This is a genomic window from Streptomyces sp. NPDC056738 (assembly GCF_042790435.1).
GTDB lineage: Bacteria > Actinomycetota > Actinomycetes > Streptomycetales > Streptomycetaceae > Streptomyces.
Window position 1 is genome coordinate 454,150 of record NZ_JBHTZF010000001.1, and the last position, 16,510, is coordinate 470,659.

Annotated in this window: 16 protein-coding genes; 10 read left to right on the plus strand and 6 right to left on the minus strand. The window is 69.9% G+C overall.

The window, feature by feature from the left end:
- Positions 1 to 279 precede the first annotated feature (279 nt).
- The 3 genes from ACFRIC_RS01815 (at position 280) to ACFRIC_RS01825 (ending at position 3,079) form a co-directional block, all read left to right on the plus strand.
- Positions 280 to 1,308 (plus strand): S66 peptidase family protein, encoded by a 1,029-nt coding sequence (locus tag ACFRIC_RS01815; RefSeq protein ID WP_382778495.1) that lies wholly within the window; start codon positions 280 to 282, stop codon positions 1,306 to 1,308.
- 48 nt (positions 1,309 to 1,356) lie between these two features.
- Complete coding sequence (locus tag ACFRIC_RS01820) at positions 1,357 to 2,298, plus strand: PhzF family phenazine biosynthesis protein (RefSeq protein WP_382778496.1); 942 nt, start codon at positions 1,357 to 1,359, stop codon at positions 2,296 to 2,298.
- A gap of 70 nt (positions 2,299 to 2,368) precedes the next feature.
- Complete coding sequence (locus ACFRIC_RS01825) at positions 2,369 to 3,079, plus strand: hypothetical protein (protein WP_382778497.1); 711 nt, start codon at positions 2,369 to 2,371, stop codon at positions 3,077 to 3,079.
- A gap of 43 nt (positions 3,080 to 3,122) precedes the next feature.
- Here the strand turns inward: ACFRIC_RS01825 and ACFRIC_RS01830 are convergent, their stop codons facing one another.
- From ACFRIC_RS01830 to ACFRIC_RS01850, 5 genes are all read right to left on the minus strand, one after another.
- Positions 3,123 to 3,785, minus strand: coding sequence for a fasciclin domain-containing protein (locus ACFRIC_RS01830; protein ID WP_382778498.1), 663 nt, complete (start codon positions 3,783 to 3,785; stop codon positions 3,123 to 3,125).
- Between the two features lie 126 nt (positions 3,786 to 3,911).
- Positions 3,912 to 5,534: a molybdopterin-dependent oxidoreductase gene (locus ACFRIC_RS01835; RefSeq protein ID WP_382778499.1), complete on the minus strand. Its 1,623-nt coding sequence runs from the start codon at positions 5,532 to 5,534 to the stop codon at positions 3,912 to 3,914.
- 125 nt (positions 5,535 to 5,659) lie between these two features.
- Positions 5,660 to 6,019 carry an STAS domain-containing protein gene (locus ACFRIC_RS01840; protein WP_382778500.1) on the minus strand — a complete coding sequence of 120 codons (360 nt, stop codon included), beginning with the start codon at positions 6,017 to 6,019 and terminating at the stop codon, positions 5,660 to 5,662.
- Entirely contained in the window at positions 6,019 to 7,347 is a 1,329-nt protein-coding gene (locus tag ACFRIC_RS01845) for a PP2C family protein-serine/threonine phosphatase (protein WP_382778501.1), read from the minus strand. Before ACFRIC_RS01845 ends, ACFRIC_RS01840 begins: the two co-directional genes overlap by 1 nt.
- Positions 7,347 to 8,150: an alpha/beta fold hydrolase gene (locus tag ACFRIC_RS01850; RefSeq protein ID WP_382778502.1), complete on the minus strand. Its 804-nt coding sequence runs from the start codon at positions 8,148 to 8,150 to the stop codon at positions 7,347 to 7,349. The genes ACFRIC_RS01845 and ACFRIC_RS01850 overlap by 1 nt, the downstream gene beginning before the upstream one ends.
- A gap of 290 nt (positions 8,151 to 8,440) precedes the next feature.
- On the opposite strand from ACFRIC_RS01850, the gene ACFRIC_RS01855 reads away from it, so the two are divergent.
- The 4 genes from ACFRIC_RS01855 to ACFRIC_RS01870 all read left to right on the plus strand — a co-directional run bounded on the left by ACFRIC_RS01855 (position 8,441) and on the right by ACFRIC_RS01870 (position 12,189).
- On the plus strand, positions 8,441 to 9,460 hold the full coding sequence (locus tag ACFRIC_RS01855) for an SDR family NAD(P)-dependent oxidoreductase (protein WP_382778503.1): 1,020 nt from the start codon (positions 8,441 to 8,443) through the stop codon (positions 9,458 to 9,460).
- Between the two features lie 41 nt (positions 9,461 to 9,501).
- Complete coding sequence (locus ACFRIC_RS01860; protein WP_382778504.1) at positions 9,502 to 10,686, plus strand: alcohol dehydrogenase catalytic domain-containing protein; 1,185 nt, start codon at positions 9,502 to 9,504, stop codon at positions 10,684 to 10,686.
- A gap of 161 nt (positions 10,687 to 10,847) precedes the next feature.
- Positions 10,848 to 11,720, plus strand: coding sequence for an effector binding domain-containing protein (locus ACFRIC_RS01865; protein ID WP_382778505.1), 873 nt, complete (start codon positions 10,848 to 10,850; stop codon positions 11,718 to 11,720).
- A gap of 298 nt (positions 11,721 to 12,018) precedes the next feature.
- Positions 12,019 to 12,189, plus strand: a complete 171-nt coding sequence (locus tag ACFRIC_RS01870) for a hydrophobic protein (RefSeq protein ID WP_355774985.1) — start codon at positions 12,019 to 12,021, stop codon at positions 12,187 to 12,189.
- A gap of 294 nt (positions 12,190 to 12,483) precedes the next feature.
- On the opposite strand, the gene ACFRIC_RS01875 is transcribed toward ACFRIC_RS01870, so the two are convergent.
- On the minus strand, positions 12,484 to 13,494 hold the full coding sequence (locus tag ACFRIC_RS01875; RefSeq protein ID WP_382778506.1) for an AI-2E family transporter: 1,011 nt from the start codon (positions 13,492 to 13,494) through the stop codon (positions 12,484 to 12,486).
- 431 nt (positions 13,495 to 13,925) lie between these two features.
- Between ACFRIC_RS01875 and ACFRIC_RS01880 the strand changes: the two genes are divergently transcribed.
- The 3 genes from ACFRIC_RS01880 to ACFRIC_RS01890 all read left to right on the plus strand — a co-directional run bounded on the left by ACFRIC_RS01880 (position 13,926) and on the right by ACFRIC_RS01890 (position 16,469).
- Positions 13,926 to 14,414: a flavin reductase family protein gene (locus tag ACFRIC_RS01880; RefSeq protein WP_382778507.1), complete on the plus strand. Its 489-nt coding sequence runs from the start codon at positions 13,926 to 13,928 to the stop codon at positions 14,412 to 14,414.
- 398 nt (positions 14,415 to 14,812) lie between these two features.
- Positions 14,813 to 15,274 carry an SRPBCC family protein gene (locus ACFRIC_RS01885; RefSeq protein WP_382778508.1) on the plus strand — a complete coding sequence of 154 codons (462 nt, stop codon included), beginning with the start codon at positions 14,813 to 14,815 and terminating at the stop codon, positions 15,272 to 15,274.
- A 346-nt stretch (positions 15,275 to 15,620) separates the two neighbouring features.
- Positions 15,621 to 16,469 (plus strand): SigB/SigF/SigG family RNA polymerase sigma factor, encoded by an 849-nt coding sequence (locus ACFRIC_RS01890; protein WP_382778509.1) that lies wholly within the window; start codon positions 15,621 to 15,623, stop codon positions 16,467 to 16,469.
- The last annotated feature ends 41 nt before the right edge of the window (positions 16,470 to 16,510 follow it).

Here is a 16,510-nt window from a genome sequence, read left to right on the forward strand (position 1 = left end):
CCTCGTGCGCGCGGCGACCGGGCTCGGGCTTCCTGTCAGGCTTCTTCTGCACCATTTCTCGACGCATCTTTCTGCCTCCTCGGCCTCTCCCAAGTTCCGCGTTATGCCCGTTTTAGACATTTTTCGAACGTATTGCTCAGATGCGAGCCTTCACCTCTCCGCGCTCCCTGTCCACCCACAGGCCCCACATCCTCGGGACACACGCCGCGCACCGGCAGGTGGCACGAAGGCCGAAAAGCAGTGGTCGCCCCGGCGGGCGGCCATGCCAGACTCCCGCGCATGCCCGTGCGATTCCCCAGCCCCTTGCGTCCCGGCGACCGTATCGGCGTCACCTCTCCGTCCAGCGGAGTTCCCAAGGAGATGCGGGAGCGGCTGGACGTCGCCGTCCGCGAGGTCCGGGCACGGGGGTACGAGGTCGTGGTCGGCGCGTGCATGGACGGCTCCGGGCACGTGAGCGCCCCGGCCGCCGAGCGGGCGGACGAGCTGATGGCGATGCTGACCGACCCGACCGTCCGGGCGGTCGTCCCGCCGTGGGGCGGGGAGACCGCGATCGACCTGGTGCCGCTGCTCGACTGGGACGAGCTGCGCGCTGTGGAGCCGACCTGGCTCGTCGGGTTCTCCGACCTGTCGACCCTGATGACACCGCTGACCCTGCTCACCGGGACGGCGACCCTCCACGGGAACAACCTCATGGACACGCCGTACCGCGTCCCCGAGGGCCTGCTGTCGTGGCTCGACATCGCCGCCGCGCCCGCGGGCCACCGGTTCACGCAGCGTCCGCCCGGCCGTCATCGGACCACGGGCTTCGACGACTTCGTCGGCCATCCCGAAGTACGCGAGTTCACGCTCGACACGCCCGGTACCTGGACCCGGCTGGACGGGACCGGAGACGTGGAGGCCGAGGGCAGGCTGATCGGAGGCTGTATCGAGGCCCTGTGCAACCTCGCGGGCACGGGCTACCTCGACACCTCGGCCTTCGCCCGCGCCGAGTCCCCGGACGGACTCCTGGTGTACGTGGAGGACGCGGGCAGCGACGTCTTCACGGTCTGCCGAAGCCTGCACGGCATGCGGCTCGCCGGATTCTTCGACCACGCGAACGCGATCCTCGTCGGCCGGAGCAGGGCGCGGGACCACAGCTCGCTCAGCCACCGGGAAGCGGTCCTGGACGCGCTCGGCTCCCTGGACGTGCCCGTCATCGCCGACGTCGAGTGCGGCCACGTCCCGCCGTACATGCCGATCGTCAACGGGGCCCACGGCCGCATCGTCCACTCCGCGCTGCGCGCCGAGCTGACACAGAAGCTGGCCTGACGTGCGGGCCGGTCACCCCTGGCGCACCTCCGATCTGTCCCCTGTCCGATGACGCGCCGCCTGTCACGGTCGTCCGCGGGCCGGGGCGATCTGCCCGTGACGATCGTGCACGCGTGTCTGCGCGGAGGCCGTGGCGGGAGTCCGACCGCGGTCGTCGCCGGGGGCCTCTCGACCTCGACCGACAGTCCGTTGACCGATGACGAGCGGCGCCGCGTGCCCGCCCTGGCCGGTACCTCTCATGCCGTCTTCCTCTCGAACGACCCCGCTCCGGCGGACGGTCCCGCGAACGTACGGCCCGTGGTCACGGCGCGCTTCTTCACCACCGAGGGGGCGCTGCCCGCGTGCGGCCACGGCACCGTCGCCGCCCTGGCCTTCCTCGCGGCGCGCGCGGGCCGCGAGGAGCACCGGGTCGAGGTACGGGTGTCGGAGCGGGTCATCACGGGGCGCGCGGTCCTCGGGGCGTCGGCCTCGTCCGTGGACGTCACCTTCGGGGCCGGCCCGATCGACCTGCGTGAGCCGACGCCGTACGAACTCGGTCTGCTTCTCCCCGCTTTGGGGCTCCCCGCAGCGGCCGCGACCGGGGCCTGCATCGCGACCCTGGGTCGTCCGCGACTGCTCGTCCCGGTGCCCTCCCGGTCCGCTCTCGCGGCACTGGCCCCGGACCTCGACCGGCTCACGGCCGTATGTACACGCCTGGACCTGCTGGGCTGCTTCGTCCACTCCCCCGGTGGGGCGACGGGCCGGGTCGCGGCCCGCATGTTCGCCCCGTCGATCGGCGTACCCGAGGACATCGCCAACGTGAACAGCTCAGCCTGCCTGGCCGCCCACCTCCTGGCCCGCAACGGAACGCCCCGGATCGAGCTCGACATGGGCGATGGATTGGGCTGTCCTGCCACCGTGACCGCTCGCGCACGCGGTGCTTCCCCGGGTGCGCTGGTCGACATCACCGGGGCCGCGCGGATCGGACAAGTACTGCGCTTCTCCGTGTAGTTGCGCGGCCCCGGGTCGACGCCGCCGCACCCGCGATCAGCCTTCACAGCAGAGCCACTAAGGTGAGCGGATGGCCGAAAACAGTACGAGGGACACGCCGGTGGCGCTGCCCGCCCACAGCATCGAGGTCGGGACCGAGCCGCTGGAACGGCCCGTGCGGAACTCTGTCGGCGGCTGGCCCTTCCTGGACGACGCCGACGACTGGCCCGAGTGCTTCTGTGGCGAGCGGTTGGCCCTGTTCTTCCAGCTCGACATACCCATGGACCTACCGCACTTCGGCGGAGACCACCTGATGGTGTTCCACTGCCGTGCCCACAACGACGCCTCCGAACCGGAGTTGGCCGACGGCCGCCTCGTCCCCCGGTACTGGGACGCGCCACAACCGCCCTACCCGCGTCCGTTCTGGCGCGTGCTGCTCCAGCGGAGCGCCGGCGTGCCCACGGCGGAAGCCGAACCGGCCGTCCGCGCACTGCCGTTGACGCTGAGCCCGTTCGTGGACACGCCCGGACCACGCGGACTGGGAGCCCAGGACTTCAAGGTCGGAGGCACGCCGTCCTGGGCGCAGGACCCCGAGTACTACCGGTGCGCGTGCGGCTCCGACCTGGTGTACCTCTGCCAGGTGCCGGAGAGCATGGAGTTCGCCGTCCACCCCGGCCTGCCGGAGCAGCCGTACAGCGTCGGCGCCGACACCTACAACCTGTTCCTGGCCAACGAGGTCTACCTGCTCGCGTGCCCGGACCACTGCGACCCTGCGGCGGTGTGGCCGGTGAACCAGAACTGAGCTCTGCTTCACCGACCACATGCCTCCCCCGCGGGCGCGGGTGTCAGCTCTTGGGCATCAGGACCGTGTCGATGATGTACACGTTGGCGTTGGCGGTCTTCACGTTGCCGCAGACCACCTTGGCGGAGTCGTTGACCGTGTAGGACTCGCCCGAACCGGACGTCATGACCTTCGACTTCTCCAGCGTGGTGAAGGAGCCGTTCTCCAGGTCCTTCGGCGTCAGCTTCTGGCCGACGACGTGGTAGGTGAGGATCTTCGTGAGCTGGGCCTTGTCGTTGAGGACCTTGTCCAGCGTGGCCTTCGGGATCTTGGCGAACGCGTCGTTGGTCGGCGCGAACACGGTGATGTTCTGGGCGTTGTTGAGGGTGTCGACCAGGCCCGCCTTCTTCACCGCCGTCACCAGGGTGGAGAGCGCGGGGTTGTTGGAGGCTGCGGTCGCGACCGGGTCCTTGGCCATGCCGTCGAACGAGCCGGCGCCATCCTTCGGAACGGAGGAACAGGCCGGGCCGAAGGGCTGGTCCATGCTGCTCGCGCTGCTGCCGGAGTCGGCCATCTTGTCACCGCCGGTTGTCGCGGACGCCGCCGCCGAACTGCCGGAATCGGACTTGCCCGAGTCGCTGCTGCCGTTGGAGCAGGCGGCCAGGGCCAGGGGCAGCACGGCCGCGGCGGCGAGAAGGCCGGAGGTACGACGGATACGAGTGTTCATCATGTTCTCCTGTTGGAAAGCGCAGCACGATGCGGCTGCGTCTGGGGTTGTGCGGACAGGTGGTTCGGGAGGGCGCGCGGGCCCTGTCGCGGTCCCGGCGCGGCTGGTCGCCAGGGGCGGGCGCGGCTAGTCGACGGTGACGACGACGGAGTGCCGCCCGCTGGCGCCGTCGGGAATGGTGCGGGTGCGTTTTTCGGTCTGCACGGCACCGGTGCGGTCCGTCGCGCGGACAGTGAGGGTGTGGCCGCCTCGGGTGGCCTTCCAGGGCATCGACCACTGGCGCCAGGTGTCGCGGGTGTCCTCAGCGGCCAGGTGGGCCTTCTGCCAGGGGCCGTCGTCGATGCGGACTTCGACCTTCTCGATGCCCCGGTGCTGGGCCCAGGCGACGCCGGCGATCATCACCGTGCCGGATTTGGGCCGGGCGAAGGGCTTGGGGGTGTCGATGCGCGATTCGGTCTTGATCGGGGCCCGGCGGGCCCAACCCCGCTTGACCCAGTACGGGTCGTAGGGATCGAAGGTGGTGAGCTCGATGTCCTCGATCCATTTGCAGGCCGAGACGAATCCGTACAGGCCAGGGACCACCATCCGTACCGGGAAACCGTGTTGGAAGGGCAGCGGCTCACCGTTCATGCCGAGGGCGAGCATCGCGTCGCGGCCGTCCATGAGTTCCTCGACCGGGGAGCCGATCGTCATGCCGTCCACCGACCGTGCCACCAACTGGTCCGCCGGACCTCCCCGGGACGGAGGCCTCACCCCGCACTCGGCCAGCAGATCGGCCAGGCGTACGCCGGTCCAGCGGGCGTTGCCCACGTAGGGGCCGCCGACCTCGTTGGAGACGCAGGTCAGGGTGATGTTCCGCTCGATGAGCTCCCTGTGCAGGAGGTCGTCGAAGGAGTAGATGGTCGGACGGCGTACCCCCTTGCCGTGGATGCGCAGTCGCCAGCCGGTGGCGTCCACCTTGGGCACCACGAGCGCGGTGTCCACCCGGTAGAAGTCGCCGTTCGGGGTGACGAAGGGGCTGATGCCGGGGACCCGGAGCCCGGCACCCCTGGGTACCGGTCGTGCCGCTGACCGAGGGGCCGGCAGCACGATCCTTTCGCGTGAGGTGACCGCTCCCCGGCCGCGCGAGGCGTTCAGTGACCGGCCGACCACGCCCACCGCGGCGGAGGCCGCGGCGGCCGACGCGGCCGCCAGGACGAATCCCCGTCGGTCCCAGTCCGCGCGCAGGGGTGAGTCCGCGCCCTCGGTGGCTGCCTCGGCCGGCGCCGGTGATGGCTTCACCGCGGTCAGGCGGCCCACGAGGACGTACAGAAGCAGGGCCCCGGCCATGGCCCCCACGACGGAGGGGAGCATGTCGGCGGGGCCGACCGAGTCGGGCCGGTTGACGGCTGCCGCCGCCCCCACGACCCCGAAGAGAAGGACTCCGGCGGTTCCGACCCGCCGGAACCGCACCGCCAGGACACCCAGCGCCAGCGCCGCGACAGCCAGCACGGCGAGGATGCCGAGCTCCAGCACGAGCTTGTCGTTCGTGCCGAAGTGGTGGATCGCCCAGTCCTTGACCGGAGCGGGAGTCGCGTCGATGGACGCGCCGCCCACCGCGACGATCGGACTGGACTGCGGACGCACCACCGCGGCGACCAGTTCGGCCACCGCCAGCGCGGCGAACGCGGCCAGTGCCCCGCTCAGCGCACCGAGCGCCCAGCGCGACAGACCTGTCCGTGCTCGTTGATCCTTCTCTTCGTCCCTCACATGGGGAATCCGGTTCTGCGCCCCGGACGGATTGGTCGACCCACCTGATCGGGTGAAACGAGATGTTCCACCCATCCACGAGGCGTTCCGCAACGGATAAGACGCCCGCTTCGTGAAGTGGCCGGCTACCCGTTCACGGGCTCCGGCCCCGTCCCGAGGCCCGTGTCGCCGCCCTGGCCGAGGGAGAAGAGCTGGTCGAGTCCGACGATCCGCAGGATGCGGAGCGTGTTGGCCGGTACGGCCTCCAGCGCTATGTCCGCCTGAGCGGTGTGGGCATGGTGGTGGGCCGCGATCAGGGCGCTGAGTCCGCTGGAGTCGCAGAATTCCATGCGGCCGAGGTCCAACGTGAGGCGCTGGCCCGGCCGGAGGGCGACGGTGGGGATCAACTCCCGTAGTTCGGAGGCGGTGTCGAAGTCGAGTTCCCCGGCGATCTCCAGAACGGGACCGGTGGCGGCATCTCGGGTGGTGATCTTCAGCGGGCTCATCAGGTGCTTTTCGTCAGGGTGTCGGTGGCCGGGACGCCGAGGGCGAGCAGGGCCGTGTCGTCGTCGAGCCCGTCTCCGAAGCCGTGCAGCAGGCCGGTGAGGGCCTGGATGACCGCCGGTGCGGGCTCGCCGGCGTGGTCGGCGGCGAAGGCGAGCAGGGCCTCGTCCCCGTACAGGCTCTTCCGGTCCTCGGTCGTACGGGCCTCGGTGATGCCGTCGGTGTAGAGCAGCAGGGTGTCCCCGGGGGCGAGCACGGTCCTGGCCGCGGTGAAGCGGGCGGAAGGGAGGATGCCGACGAGGAGACCACCGGGGGTGGGCAGGAAGTCGGCGGTGCCTTCGGCTCGTAGCACGATGACCGGCGGATGGCCGCCCGAGGCCAGGTGGACCGCGACCAGCCCGGTGGCGGGGTCGGGTTCGAGGGTGCCGAACACGGCGGTGCAGTACCGCGGATCACCGCTGCCGCCCGCGTACCGCTCGTAGAGCACCTTGTTGAGGGTGCTCAGGGCGGAGACGGGATCGGGGTCGTGCAGGGCCGCGGCGCGCAGGGTGTAGCGGGTCAGGGAGGTGACCGCGGCGGCCTGGGGCCCCTTGCCGCACACGTCGCCGAGGAAGAACCCGAAGCGCTTGCCGTCGATGGGGAAGACGTCGTAGAAGTCGCCGCCGAGCCGGTCGGGATGGGCGGTGTGATAGCCGGCGGCCGTGTCCACGCCGGGGATCGGCGGCAGGGTGTCGGGCAGCAGTGACTGCTGGAGGACGGCGAGGGCGTCCTCCAGTCGGGCCCGGTCGGCCTCCGCCCGCTTGCGCGCTTCCTCCGCCTGTTCGCGTGCGTCTTCCGCCTGTTCGCGCGCCTCCTCCGCCGCCTTGCGGCCGCGCAGGAGTTCCTCCTCGTAGGCCCGGCGGTCCCGGGCGTCGAAGAGGGTGGTGCGGATCAGGAGGGGCTCGCCGGTGCTGCCGTGCTTGACCACGGAGGAGACCAGCACCGGCATCCGGCCCCCGGGCTGCTTGAGTTCCAGGGCGATGCCGTTGATCTCGCCCCGCATCCGCAGCAGCGGCGCGAAGTGCGTCTCGTGGTAGAGCTTTCCGCCCACGGTCAGCAGGTCGGTGAACCGCATGCGGCCCACCACCGCCTCACGTTCCAGGCCGAGCCAGGTCAGCAATGTGGTGTTGATCTTCGCTATGGTGCCGTCCATCAGCGTCGACAGGTACCCGCACGGCGCGCTCTCGTAGAGGTCCTCGGCGCTGTCCTCCAGGAGTGAGGCGAACGCGGCGCCGGACTCCTTCTTGTCGTCGGCCTCGTGCGGATCGGAGTGCTGTCCGGCGCGGCACATCACCCTTGGCCCGCCAGGAACGTACGGATGGCGTCATTGGTGGCCTCGGGCGCGGACAGGTGCGGGCAGTGGCCGTACGCGTCCAGGGTGACCAGCGTCGAACCGGGGATCGCTCGGTGGATGAACGCGCCGACCTCGCGGGGAGCGATCACGTCCTGGGTGCACTCGAGCACCAGGGTCGGCACCGTCACCGTCTTCAGGTCGTCCCGCGAGTCCGACAGGAACGTGGTGCGGGCGAAGACGCGCGCCATCTCCGGATCGGTGGCGCAGAAGCTGTTCTTGAGCTCGTCACCGAGCTCCGGCCGGTCCGCGTTCCCCATGATCACCGGCGCCATCGCCGCCGACCAGCCCAGATAGTTCGACTCCAGTGACGCCAGCAGCTCGTCGATGTCCTCGGCGCTGAAGCCGCCGCGATAACCGTCGTCGTCGATGTACCGCGCGGAGGGAGCCACCATGACGAGCGCCCCGATCCGCTCCGGGGCCGCGGCGGCCGCCAGCACGCCGATCATCGCGCTCACGGAATGGCCCACGAACACGGCGTCGTGCAGGTCGAGCGCCTCGCACACCTCCACGACGTCCTGGGCATAGCCGCTCAGCGAGGCATAGCGATCCGCCGAGAACGCGGCCGCGTCCGAGCGGCCCGCGCCGACGTAGTCGAACAGGACCACCCTGTAGTCGTCGGCCAGGGCGGGCACGGTCAGCCGCCACATGTTCTGGTCGCAGCCGAACCCATGCGCCAGCACCACCGTGCGTCCCCGCGGGTTGCCGGTGACGGTGACATTGTTCCTACGAGCGACATCCATGCCCGGCAGTCTCTCAGGACCTGCCTGGTACCCCATTGCGACCATCCACCCCGTGTATCCCTTCCACCTCTCCCGCAAACCGATTCACCTCGGGAAAGGCGCGGCCGCCGGGAGGGCACGGCGGCCGGAAGAGCACGGCCGCCGCGAAGAGACGCCCCAGCTCTGCCGTGGTGCGCGGGCACGCCGCCGAGACGAGCGGAGTGCGGGCGGGACGATCCGGAGTCTGACCTCGCGAGTGCGCTCACCCGGTCCGGGTACTCGGCGCCCCTCCCCCGAGTGAGGTGATGAAAGTGGCATCGACTCCACGCCGGTCGGATCTGGCCGGCCTGTCCGCACTGGTGACAGGTGGGTCCAGGGGCCTCGGGCTTCTGCTGTCCGCGCGGCTGGCCCTGCGCGGCTGCCTGGTCACGATGGCGGCCCGCGACGAGGACGAACTGCGCCGGGGCGCCGAATGGGCCGAGGAGAGGACGGGCAAGAAGTTCTCCACCGCGGTGTGCGACGTCCGTGACCGCCGCGCCGTGGAGTCGGTGGTCCGGCAGGTGGATGCCCGGCACGGCGGGCTGGACGTCGTCGTCGCCAACGCCGGTGTCATCCAGGTGGCCCCGGTGGCGTCGCTCGACAGCCGGGCCTTCGAGGACGCCATGGAGACCATCTTCGGCGGCGCGGTGAACACGGCCATGGCGGCACTCCCCTCCCTGCGCGCGAGCGAGGCCGGAGGCCGCCTGTGCCTCATCGGCTCGGTCGGCGGGCTGCTCGCCGTGCCGCACCTGCTGCCGTACTCGTGCGCCAAGGCGGCCGTCGGAGCGCTGGGCGAAGGACTCCGGGCCGAGACGACCGGGGACGACCTCAGCGTCACGACCGTGCATCCCGGGCTGATGCGCACCGGCTCGCATCTTCAGGCCGAGTTCGGCGGACGCTCGTCCCAGGAGTTCGCCTGGTTCTCGGCTCTCTCCGGGGCACCCGTCGTCTCGATGGACGCCGACCGTGCGGCGGAACGCATCGTGCGGGCACTGGAGAAACGCCGGACCCGCCTGGTGCTCACTCCCGCCGCGCGGGCCGCTTCGCTGGCGCACGGCGTGGCACCGGCCACGGTCACCCGGCTCAACGGGCTCGCCGCGCGGCTCCTGCCCCCGCCCCCGTCCGGCCCGCGCGACACCGGCACCGCGGGCCAGGGCATCGAGCAGGGCCATGGCATCGATCGGTCCGCTGCCACCTGGACGGAGAAGATCCGCAGGCTGGGCAGCAACCTCAACGACCGGGCCGCCCGCCGCTACAACCAGCGGATTCCCGGCCCGCCGACCAGTGCCTGACCCCCGGCACGAGTCGAACCCTGCGACAAGAAGGAGCTCTCATGCGCGCACTGACCTGGCACGGCAAGCGGGACGTCCGTGTGGAGACCGTGCCGGACCCGCGGATCGAGAAGCCCGACGACGTGATCGTACGGATCACGTCGAGCGGCATCTGTGGATCCGACCTTCATCTCTACGAGTTGTTGGGCCCCTATCTGGACCCCGGGGACATCCTGGGGCACGAACCCATGGGTGTGGTCGAGTACGTCGGGTCCGAGGTCCACGCCCTCGGACCGGGCGACCGCGTCGTGATCCCCTTCAACGTGTCGTGCCGCGACTGCCACATGTGCGACCGCGGACTGCACTCGCAATGCGAGACCACACAGGTCCGTGAACGCGGTACCGGTGCCTCGCTCTTCGGGTACACCAAGCTCTACGGTCAGGTCCCGGGCGGCCAGGCCGAGCTGCTGCGGGTCCCGTTCGGCAACAGGCTGCCGATCAAGGTCCCGGACGGGCCGCCGGACGACCGGTATGTCTATCTGTCCGACGTCCTGCCGACGGCCTGGCAGGCGGTCGAGTACGCCGACATCCCCGACGGCGGCACCGTGACCGTCCTCGGGCTCGGCCCGATCGGTGACATGGCGACCCGCATCGCGCAACACCGCGGGGCCGGTCTGGTGATCGGGATCGACCCGGTCTCCGATCGGCTCTCGCGCGCCTCCGCTCACGGCGTCACGTGCTTCGACGCCCGACACGAGGGGACCGAACTCACCGCATCCGTACAAGAGTTGACCGAGGGGCGGGGAACCGACGCGGTCATCGACGCCGTCGGGATGGAGGCGCACGGAGCGCCGTTCGCGAAGGCCGCCCAGTGGGTCACCACCCTGCTTCCGGACAGTGTCGCGCAGCCGCTCATGGAGCGGGCGGGCGTGGACCGGCTGACGGCCCTGCACACGGCGATCGAGCTGGTAAGGCGCGGGGGCACGGTCTCCGTCTCCGGCGTGTACGGAGGGGCGGCGAGCCCGATGCCCCTGCTGACCATGTTCGACAAGCAGATCCAGCTCCGGATGGGCCAGGCGAACGTGTGGCGCTGGGTCGAGGACATCCTGCCGCTGCTGACCGACTCCGATCCGCTCGGCGTGGACTCCTTCAAGACCCACGACATGCCGCTGGAGGACGCCCCGAAGGCCTACGCGATGTTCCAGGCCAAGGAGGACGCCATGGTCAAGACGCTCCTCCACCCCTGACCCCGGGATCCACGCTCGACCCTGATTCCACCCCACCCGGGACCGCAGAGGCATCGGCGCCGGGCCGGGGGCACGCCACCCGACCGGAGCGGGCACAGGATGTCGGGTGCGGCAGGCTTGGTCCTTCATACCTTGGTGCTCGAAAGGGAAGGAGGCCGGGCTTGCTGGATCGGTTGAACCAGGCCATGGAGTACATCGAGGGTCACCTCGACGAGCACATCGAGGTGGCCGAGCTGGCCCGGATCTCGGTCACGTCGGAGTACCACTTCCGGCGGCTGTTCTCCACGCTGGCGGGCATGCCGCTGTCGGAGTACATCCGACGCCGCCGGCTCACCGTCGCGGGAGCCGAAGTCCTGGGCGGGGAGACGACGTTGCTGGAGATCGCGGTCCGCTACGGCTACACGTCGGGGGAGGCTTTCGCCCGGGCGTTCCGCGCCGTGCACGGCGTCGGTCCCGGCGAGGCCAGGCGCACCGGCGCGGCGCTGAATTCGCAGGCCCGGCTGTCCTTCCGCCTCACCGTCGAAGGGAACAGCACCATGCGCTATCGCATCGTGGAGAAGAAGGCATTCCGGGTCGTCGGCAGGAAGGCGCGCGTGCCGCTGATCTACCACGGCGTCAACCCGCACATCGCCGAGCTCATCCGGAGCATCCCGGCGGAGACGATGGTCCGGATCGCCGGGCTCTCGGACGACGACCCCGAGGGCGTGGTGTCGGCGACCGTCCGTCTGTCGGACGGCTTCGAGGAGGGCAGCGAACTCGACTACTACCACGCGGTGGTGACCTCGGCCGCCGAGGTGCCCGAGGACCTCGACGTCCTGGACTGCCCGGCGGGCACCTGGGCCGTGTTCGACAACACCGGGCCGTTCCCGGAGGCGCTGCAGCAGATGTGGGGCGACGTGGCCGCCCAGTGGATCCCGTCCAATCCGTACGAGTACCGACCGGGACCGGAGATCCTGCGGACCCGCCCGGCACAGGACGACCCGACCCACTCCGAGGCACAGCTATGGATTCCGGTGTCGCGGACCACGTCCTGATGCGGAGGGTGTGCCGGGTGCGGAGGGTGTGCCGGGTGCGGAGGGTGCGCGAGTGAGCCAGTGCGCCAGGTGTGCCGGGTGTGCCGGCAATCGTCGCGACGCTCGTCTCGGCCGTCGCGGTCAGTGCAGGGGGCCTTCATCAAGGGGCCCTCATTACCCCCGATCCCCCACTCGAATCCGAGATTTCCCCAGTGAATTCCGCGCCTCCAGGATGCTGAGGCAAGATCCTCAAGAATCCGAGATTGCCAGGTATACGGATCGACCCGGCGGGCATCCGATGCTCCGGAGGTTGATAACTATGGTTCCCGTTCTTCTTGTTCTTCTGCTCGCACTGATCCTCTTCGGTGCCGGTTTCGCGCTCAAGGCGCTGTGGTGGATCGCGGTCATCGTGCTGATCGTGTGGGCTCTCGGCTTCGTGATCCGACCGACGGCGAGCGGTGGCAGGCGTGGCCGCTGGTACCGCTGGTGAGTCCGTCAGACCGGCAGTATCCACGGGTGGGCCCCGACACTTCGGTGTCGGGGCCCACCCGTTTGTCTCCCCCGCATCAAAACGCCCCGAGCATCAAAACGCCCCGAACGTGACCTGTCTCGACTTTCGGGTGCACTCGGAGAGGCCGGTGAGGCCACCGAATTCGGCGGCTCTCAAAAGAACTCCACGGTCGGGCGGTCGGACGTGGAGCGGAATGGAATCACGACAAGGGAACCGTTCCCTGTCGGCGACGGCCTCTGCGGCTACCGGGCGACCGTGCGGGACGAAACGCCTTCAGTTCCGTTCCTTCTGCGGAAACACGTACTCGTCGAGGACCAGACCGACGGCGACAGCAGCCGGAATGGCGACGAGGGCGCCGATGATGCCGAGGAGCGCACCACCGACCAGCACCGCGAGGACGGTGACCAGTGGGTGGACGTCGACCGCGAACTTCATGGCCCTCGGCACGATGAAGTAGTCCTCGGCGACCCGGAAGACGACGTAGAAGACCGCGGTCCCGATCGCGATCGGCAGGGACACGGACAGCGCGACGAGGCTGACGACGATGCCCGCGAGAGTGGAGCCGACGATCGGAATCAGGTCCATCAGCGCGGTGAAGATTCCCAGGGCGGCAGCGTAGGGAACGCCGGTGGCCACGCACCAGGCGAAGGTCGCCAGGCCGGCGATCCCCGAGGTGACGAGGTTGCCGAGCATGAACTTCCCGATGCGATTCATGATCTCTTCGGCCACGCCCTCGACGCGTTCGCGCCGGCTCGCGGCCACGAAGCGGTAGCAGAACTGCTTGATGGCCGGCAGGGCCGCCATGCAGTACAAGGTCACCGTGATCACGATCGCCGTGGACGTGAGGGTACTCAGGACCATCTGGCCCGCGCCGAGGACACCGCCCGCCAGGCCGGTCGCCCCGTCTCCCGAGCCGATCTGCTGCTTGGCCTTCTCGACGAGGTGGTAGCGGTCCTCCAGGCGGCCGAGCGCCGATTGGTGGTCGTGGATCTGCTGCAACCAGCCGGGCACCGCGTCGACCACGGAGGACATCTCCTTGGTCACCGGCGGAATGACCAGAGCCAGGAATCCGCCGAGGACCACGATGAACCCCGTCAGCACGATCGCGACGGCCCAGCCGCGCCGCAGACGCCGGTGCGTGAACCACACGACGAGCGGCTCCAGGCTGATGGCGATGAACACGGCCAGCAGCAGCAAGGTCAGCATCGAACTGACCCGCAGAACGGTCTGAACGGCGAGCCACGCCAGACTCGCGCCCAGGCCCAGACCGAATCCCACCGTCACCCACGACCGCCCGCGCCCGCGACGTGGATCTCGACGCGGCGGCTCCTGGGGTGGCTCTTGGGGTGCCTTCCGAGACGTCTCTACGGCGTCCTCCGGGCCGGAATCGGAGCCGTGTGCGCCCGCTTCCTCCAGCACACCGTGCACCTGCCGAACGGACTCGGGCCCGGACCCGGACTCCACAGACATCGCGACGCCTCTCCTCGACTGCCTCGAACGGGCGTGGGACGTGTCCCTCAGGCCGCTCCTGAGCGCTTCTTGCCCTCACCGCCCACGAGCACTTCGCCCGAGGCGCCTTGCGGCACAGACCCGGTTACCCAGGTACTGCGCTCGTACCGCGTCCGTGCCCGCCCGGCGCGTCGTGAGCCGACCGGGGTACCCGCATGGTGAACGCTTGGCCCGCATCCGATCTCCTGAGGCGGGAGCCGAACACCGTGACCGAACTCGACCCCTTCACCGACCTGCTCGACTACCCGATGTACGTCGTGACCGCGGAGGCCGACGGGGAAAAGGCCGCCTGTCTGGTCGGATTCGCATCGCAATGCTCGATCCAGCCGGCCCGGTTCATGGTGTGGCTGTCCAAAGCCAACCGGACGTACCGGGTGGCCGAGCGCGCCGAACGACTCGCGGTCCATCTGCTCCGCGGCGACCAGCACCGGCTGGCCCGGCTCTTCGGCGCCGAGACCGGCGACCGCACGGACAAGTTCGCCGACGTCCCGTGGCACTCGGGACCGGGCGGATCACTGATCCTCGACGAGGCCCCCGCCTGGTTCGTCGGCCGCGTGGAGGAACGGATCGACGGCGGCGACCACGTCGGTTTCCTGCTCGCTCCGGAGGCGGCGGAAAATCCCGCGGGCGACCGCCCCCCGCTGCTGACGTTGAACGACACCCATGACATCACCCCGGGCCATCCGGCGAACTGACCAGCGGCTCTTCGCAGGTTGACGCAGCCCTGGGCCGTCCAAGGAATCCATAAGTTCCGAGGGAATGCCGGACCCCACCCATGTCCCGTCCCGACGATCGCCCGGCAGCACCAGGTGGCGACGCACCGGCGCCTCGTCCCTCGGACCGAGACGTGTCAGATGTGAGCCCTGATCTGCCGCACTGGATGTCCGAGCGCGTCCCCGATGACGCCACCGGGGAGCTGGAACCTCGTCCAGGCGACGCGATACTACGGAACGCGTGTTCGGGCGGTTCAAGCTGGTCACGTGCCGTGGGCCGGGCCACTGCATCCGGTCGGCGTCGCCGTCGGGAAGAGGATGCAGCCAGGCCTCGCGAAGCCTGAGGTCAGCCGCTGCGGTCTCCGCGAAAGGGACGTTCCATGGTCGAAGTCGAGCGCACGCTCACCCTGCACCACCCTCTGCCGGACGTGGTGGCATACCTGGCCGACTTCTCGCACGCGCAGGAATGGGACCCGGGCACGGTGAGCTGCCGTCCGGCCAGAGCCGACGCCCCCGTAGCCGAGGGTGCGGAGTGGCTCAACGTCTCGACGTTCCGCGGACGGCGCACCGAACTCCGCTACCGGTTGGTCCGGCTCGAGGACGAGCGGCTGACCTTTGTCGGACGCAACCGCACGGCCACCTCCACGGACGACATGACCTTCCGCGCGGAGAGCGGCGGCACCCTTCTCACGTACCGGGCCCACATCGACTTCCACGGCCTGGCCCGGCTGGCCTCTCCGTTCCTGCGCGGGGAGTTCGAGCGCCTCGGGGACGAGGTGACCCGCCGAATGCCACAAGCGGTGGACAGCCATCTCGGTTCAGGCGGAGCCTCGGCCCGCTGATCCCCACCGCAGGAATCCGGTGCAGCCACTCGGTGACTTCCAGCGGAAGAACGGGCCCGCTCACCTTCCTCTGTGTCCGCGAGGTGTGCGCGGCGTGCGCGCCGGCGTGGCCGTGCCCCCGCGGTGTGCGGCGGGCCCGTGGGTGAGGTTGTTTGCGGGTGGTGGGGACGGGAAGGCGGGGATTGTGCTTCGGACCGGAGGCGCAGCCAGGCGGAGACCACTCACGCGGCCGCACCTTCCTTCGGCGCTCTGTGCGGCTCTCCGTGTGGCAAGTCCCGTCATTCGCGCACGGGTCTGCGTCCCCTGTCCCCACGGATCAGCGGACGCGCCCCCAGGAGGGATCCGCATGCTGACCGAGAGCCCCGACCGTCCCGACCGGAAGCACACCACCTGCACCACCGCCGAGTTCCAGCCTGTCCGTTCCGTCTCCACCGGCCGTGGTTACGACGACTCACCCGATACGAGCGCGGGCTTCACCCGGCTCGTGACACTGGACGACGGACCGGAGCGGGACGTCGTACGCGATGAACTGGTCACTGTCTGGCTTCCGATGGCCCACCGCATCGCCGGCCGGTTCCGCAACCGCGGCGAAGCCATCGAGGACCTCCGCCAGATCGCGGCCCTCGGCCTCGTCAAGGCCGTCGACCGGTTCGACCCCGCCCGAGGCGCCTTCGAGAGCTACGCGGTTCCGACCATCACCGGAGAGGTGAAGCGGCACTTCCGGGACCGGATGTGGGCCGTGCGCGTCCCGCGCCGCGTCCAAGACCTGCGCAACCGCGTACGCGTCGCCCGCAGGGAACTCAGCCAGAGGCCCGGCGCGGCCGAGCCGACTCCCGCTGACATCGCCGCCCACACCCGCCTCACGGAAGACGAGGTGAGCGCCGGGCTGGAGGCCATGGAGAGCTTCAGCGCCCTGTCACTGGACGCCGAAACAGGCACCGGAGCCGATGGATACAGTCTCGGCGACACCCTGGGAGGCACCGACTCCTCCTTCGACACCATCGTCGACCGGGAGGCGGCCAAGAAGGAACTGCGCCAGCTCCCCGAGCAACAGCGGGCCGTCCTCTACATGCGGTTCTTCGAAGACATGACGCAAAGCCGCATCGCCGAGAAACTCGGCATCTCCCAGATGCAGGTCTCCCGCCTCATCACCCGGAGCTGCGCCCTCGTCCGCCAAGGGGCGCTGGCGCAGTGACCAGGCGAGCCAGGAGTCGAGGGGGCGAGCGCACGTGAGCC

Coding starts and splice junctions, on each gene's coding strand:
- ACFRIC_RS01815 (WP_382778495.1), top strand. CDS start 280: ATGCCCGTGCGATTCCCCAGCCCCTTGCGTCCCGGCGACCGTATCGGC.
- ACFRIC_RS01820 (WP_382778496.1), top strand. CDS start 1,357: ATGACGCGCCGCCTGTCACGGTCGTCCGCGGGCCGGGGCGATCTGCCC.
- ACFRIC_RS01825 (WP_382778497.1), top strand. CDS start 2,369: ATGGCCGAAAACAGTACGAGGGACACGCCGGTGGCGCTGCCCGCCCAC.
- ACFRIC_RS01830 (WP_382778498.1), bottom strand. CDS start 3,785: ATGAACACTCGTATCCGTCGTACCTCCGGCCTTCTCGCCGCCGCGGCC.
- ACFRIC_RS01840 (WP_382778500.1), bottom strand. CDS start 6,019: ATGAGCCCGCTGAAGATCACCACCCGAGATGCCGCCACCGGTCCCGTT.
- ACFRIC_RS01845 (WP_382778501.1), bottom strand. CDS start 7,347: ATGTGCCGCGCCGGACAGCACTCCGATCCGCACGAGGCCGACGACAAG.
- ACFRIC_RS01850 (WP_382778502.1), bottom strand. CDS start 8,150: ATGGATGTCGCTCGTAGGAACAATGTCACCGTCACCGGCAACCCGCGG.
- ACFRIC_RS01860 (WP_382778504.1), top strand. CDS start 9,502: ATGCGCGCACTGACCTGGCACGGCAAGCGGGACGTCCGTGTGGAGACC.
- ACFRIC_RS01870 (WP_355774985.1), top strand. CDS start 12,019: ATGGTTCCCGTTCTTCTTGTTCTTCTGCTCGCACTGATCCTCTTCGGT.
- ACFRIC_RS01885 (WP_382778508.1), top strand. CDS start 14,813: ATGGTCGAAGTCGAGCGCACGCTCACCCTGCACCACCCTCTGCCGGAC.
- ACFRIC_RS01890 (WP_382778509.1), top strand. CDS start 15,621: ATGCTGACCGAGAGCCCCGACCGTCCCGACCGGAAGCACACCACCTGC.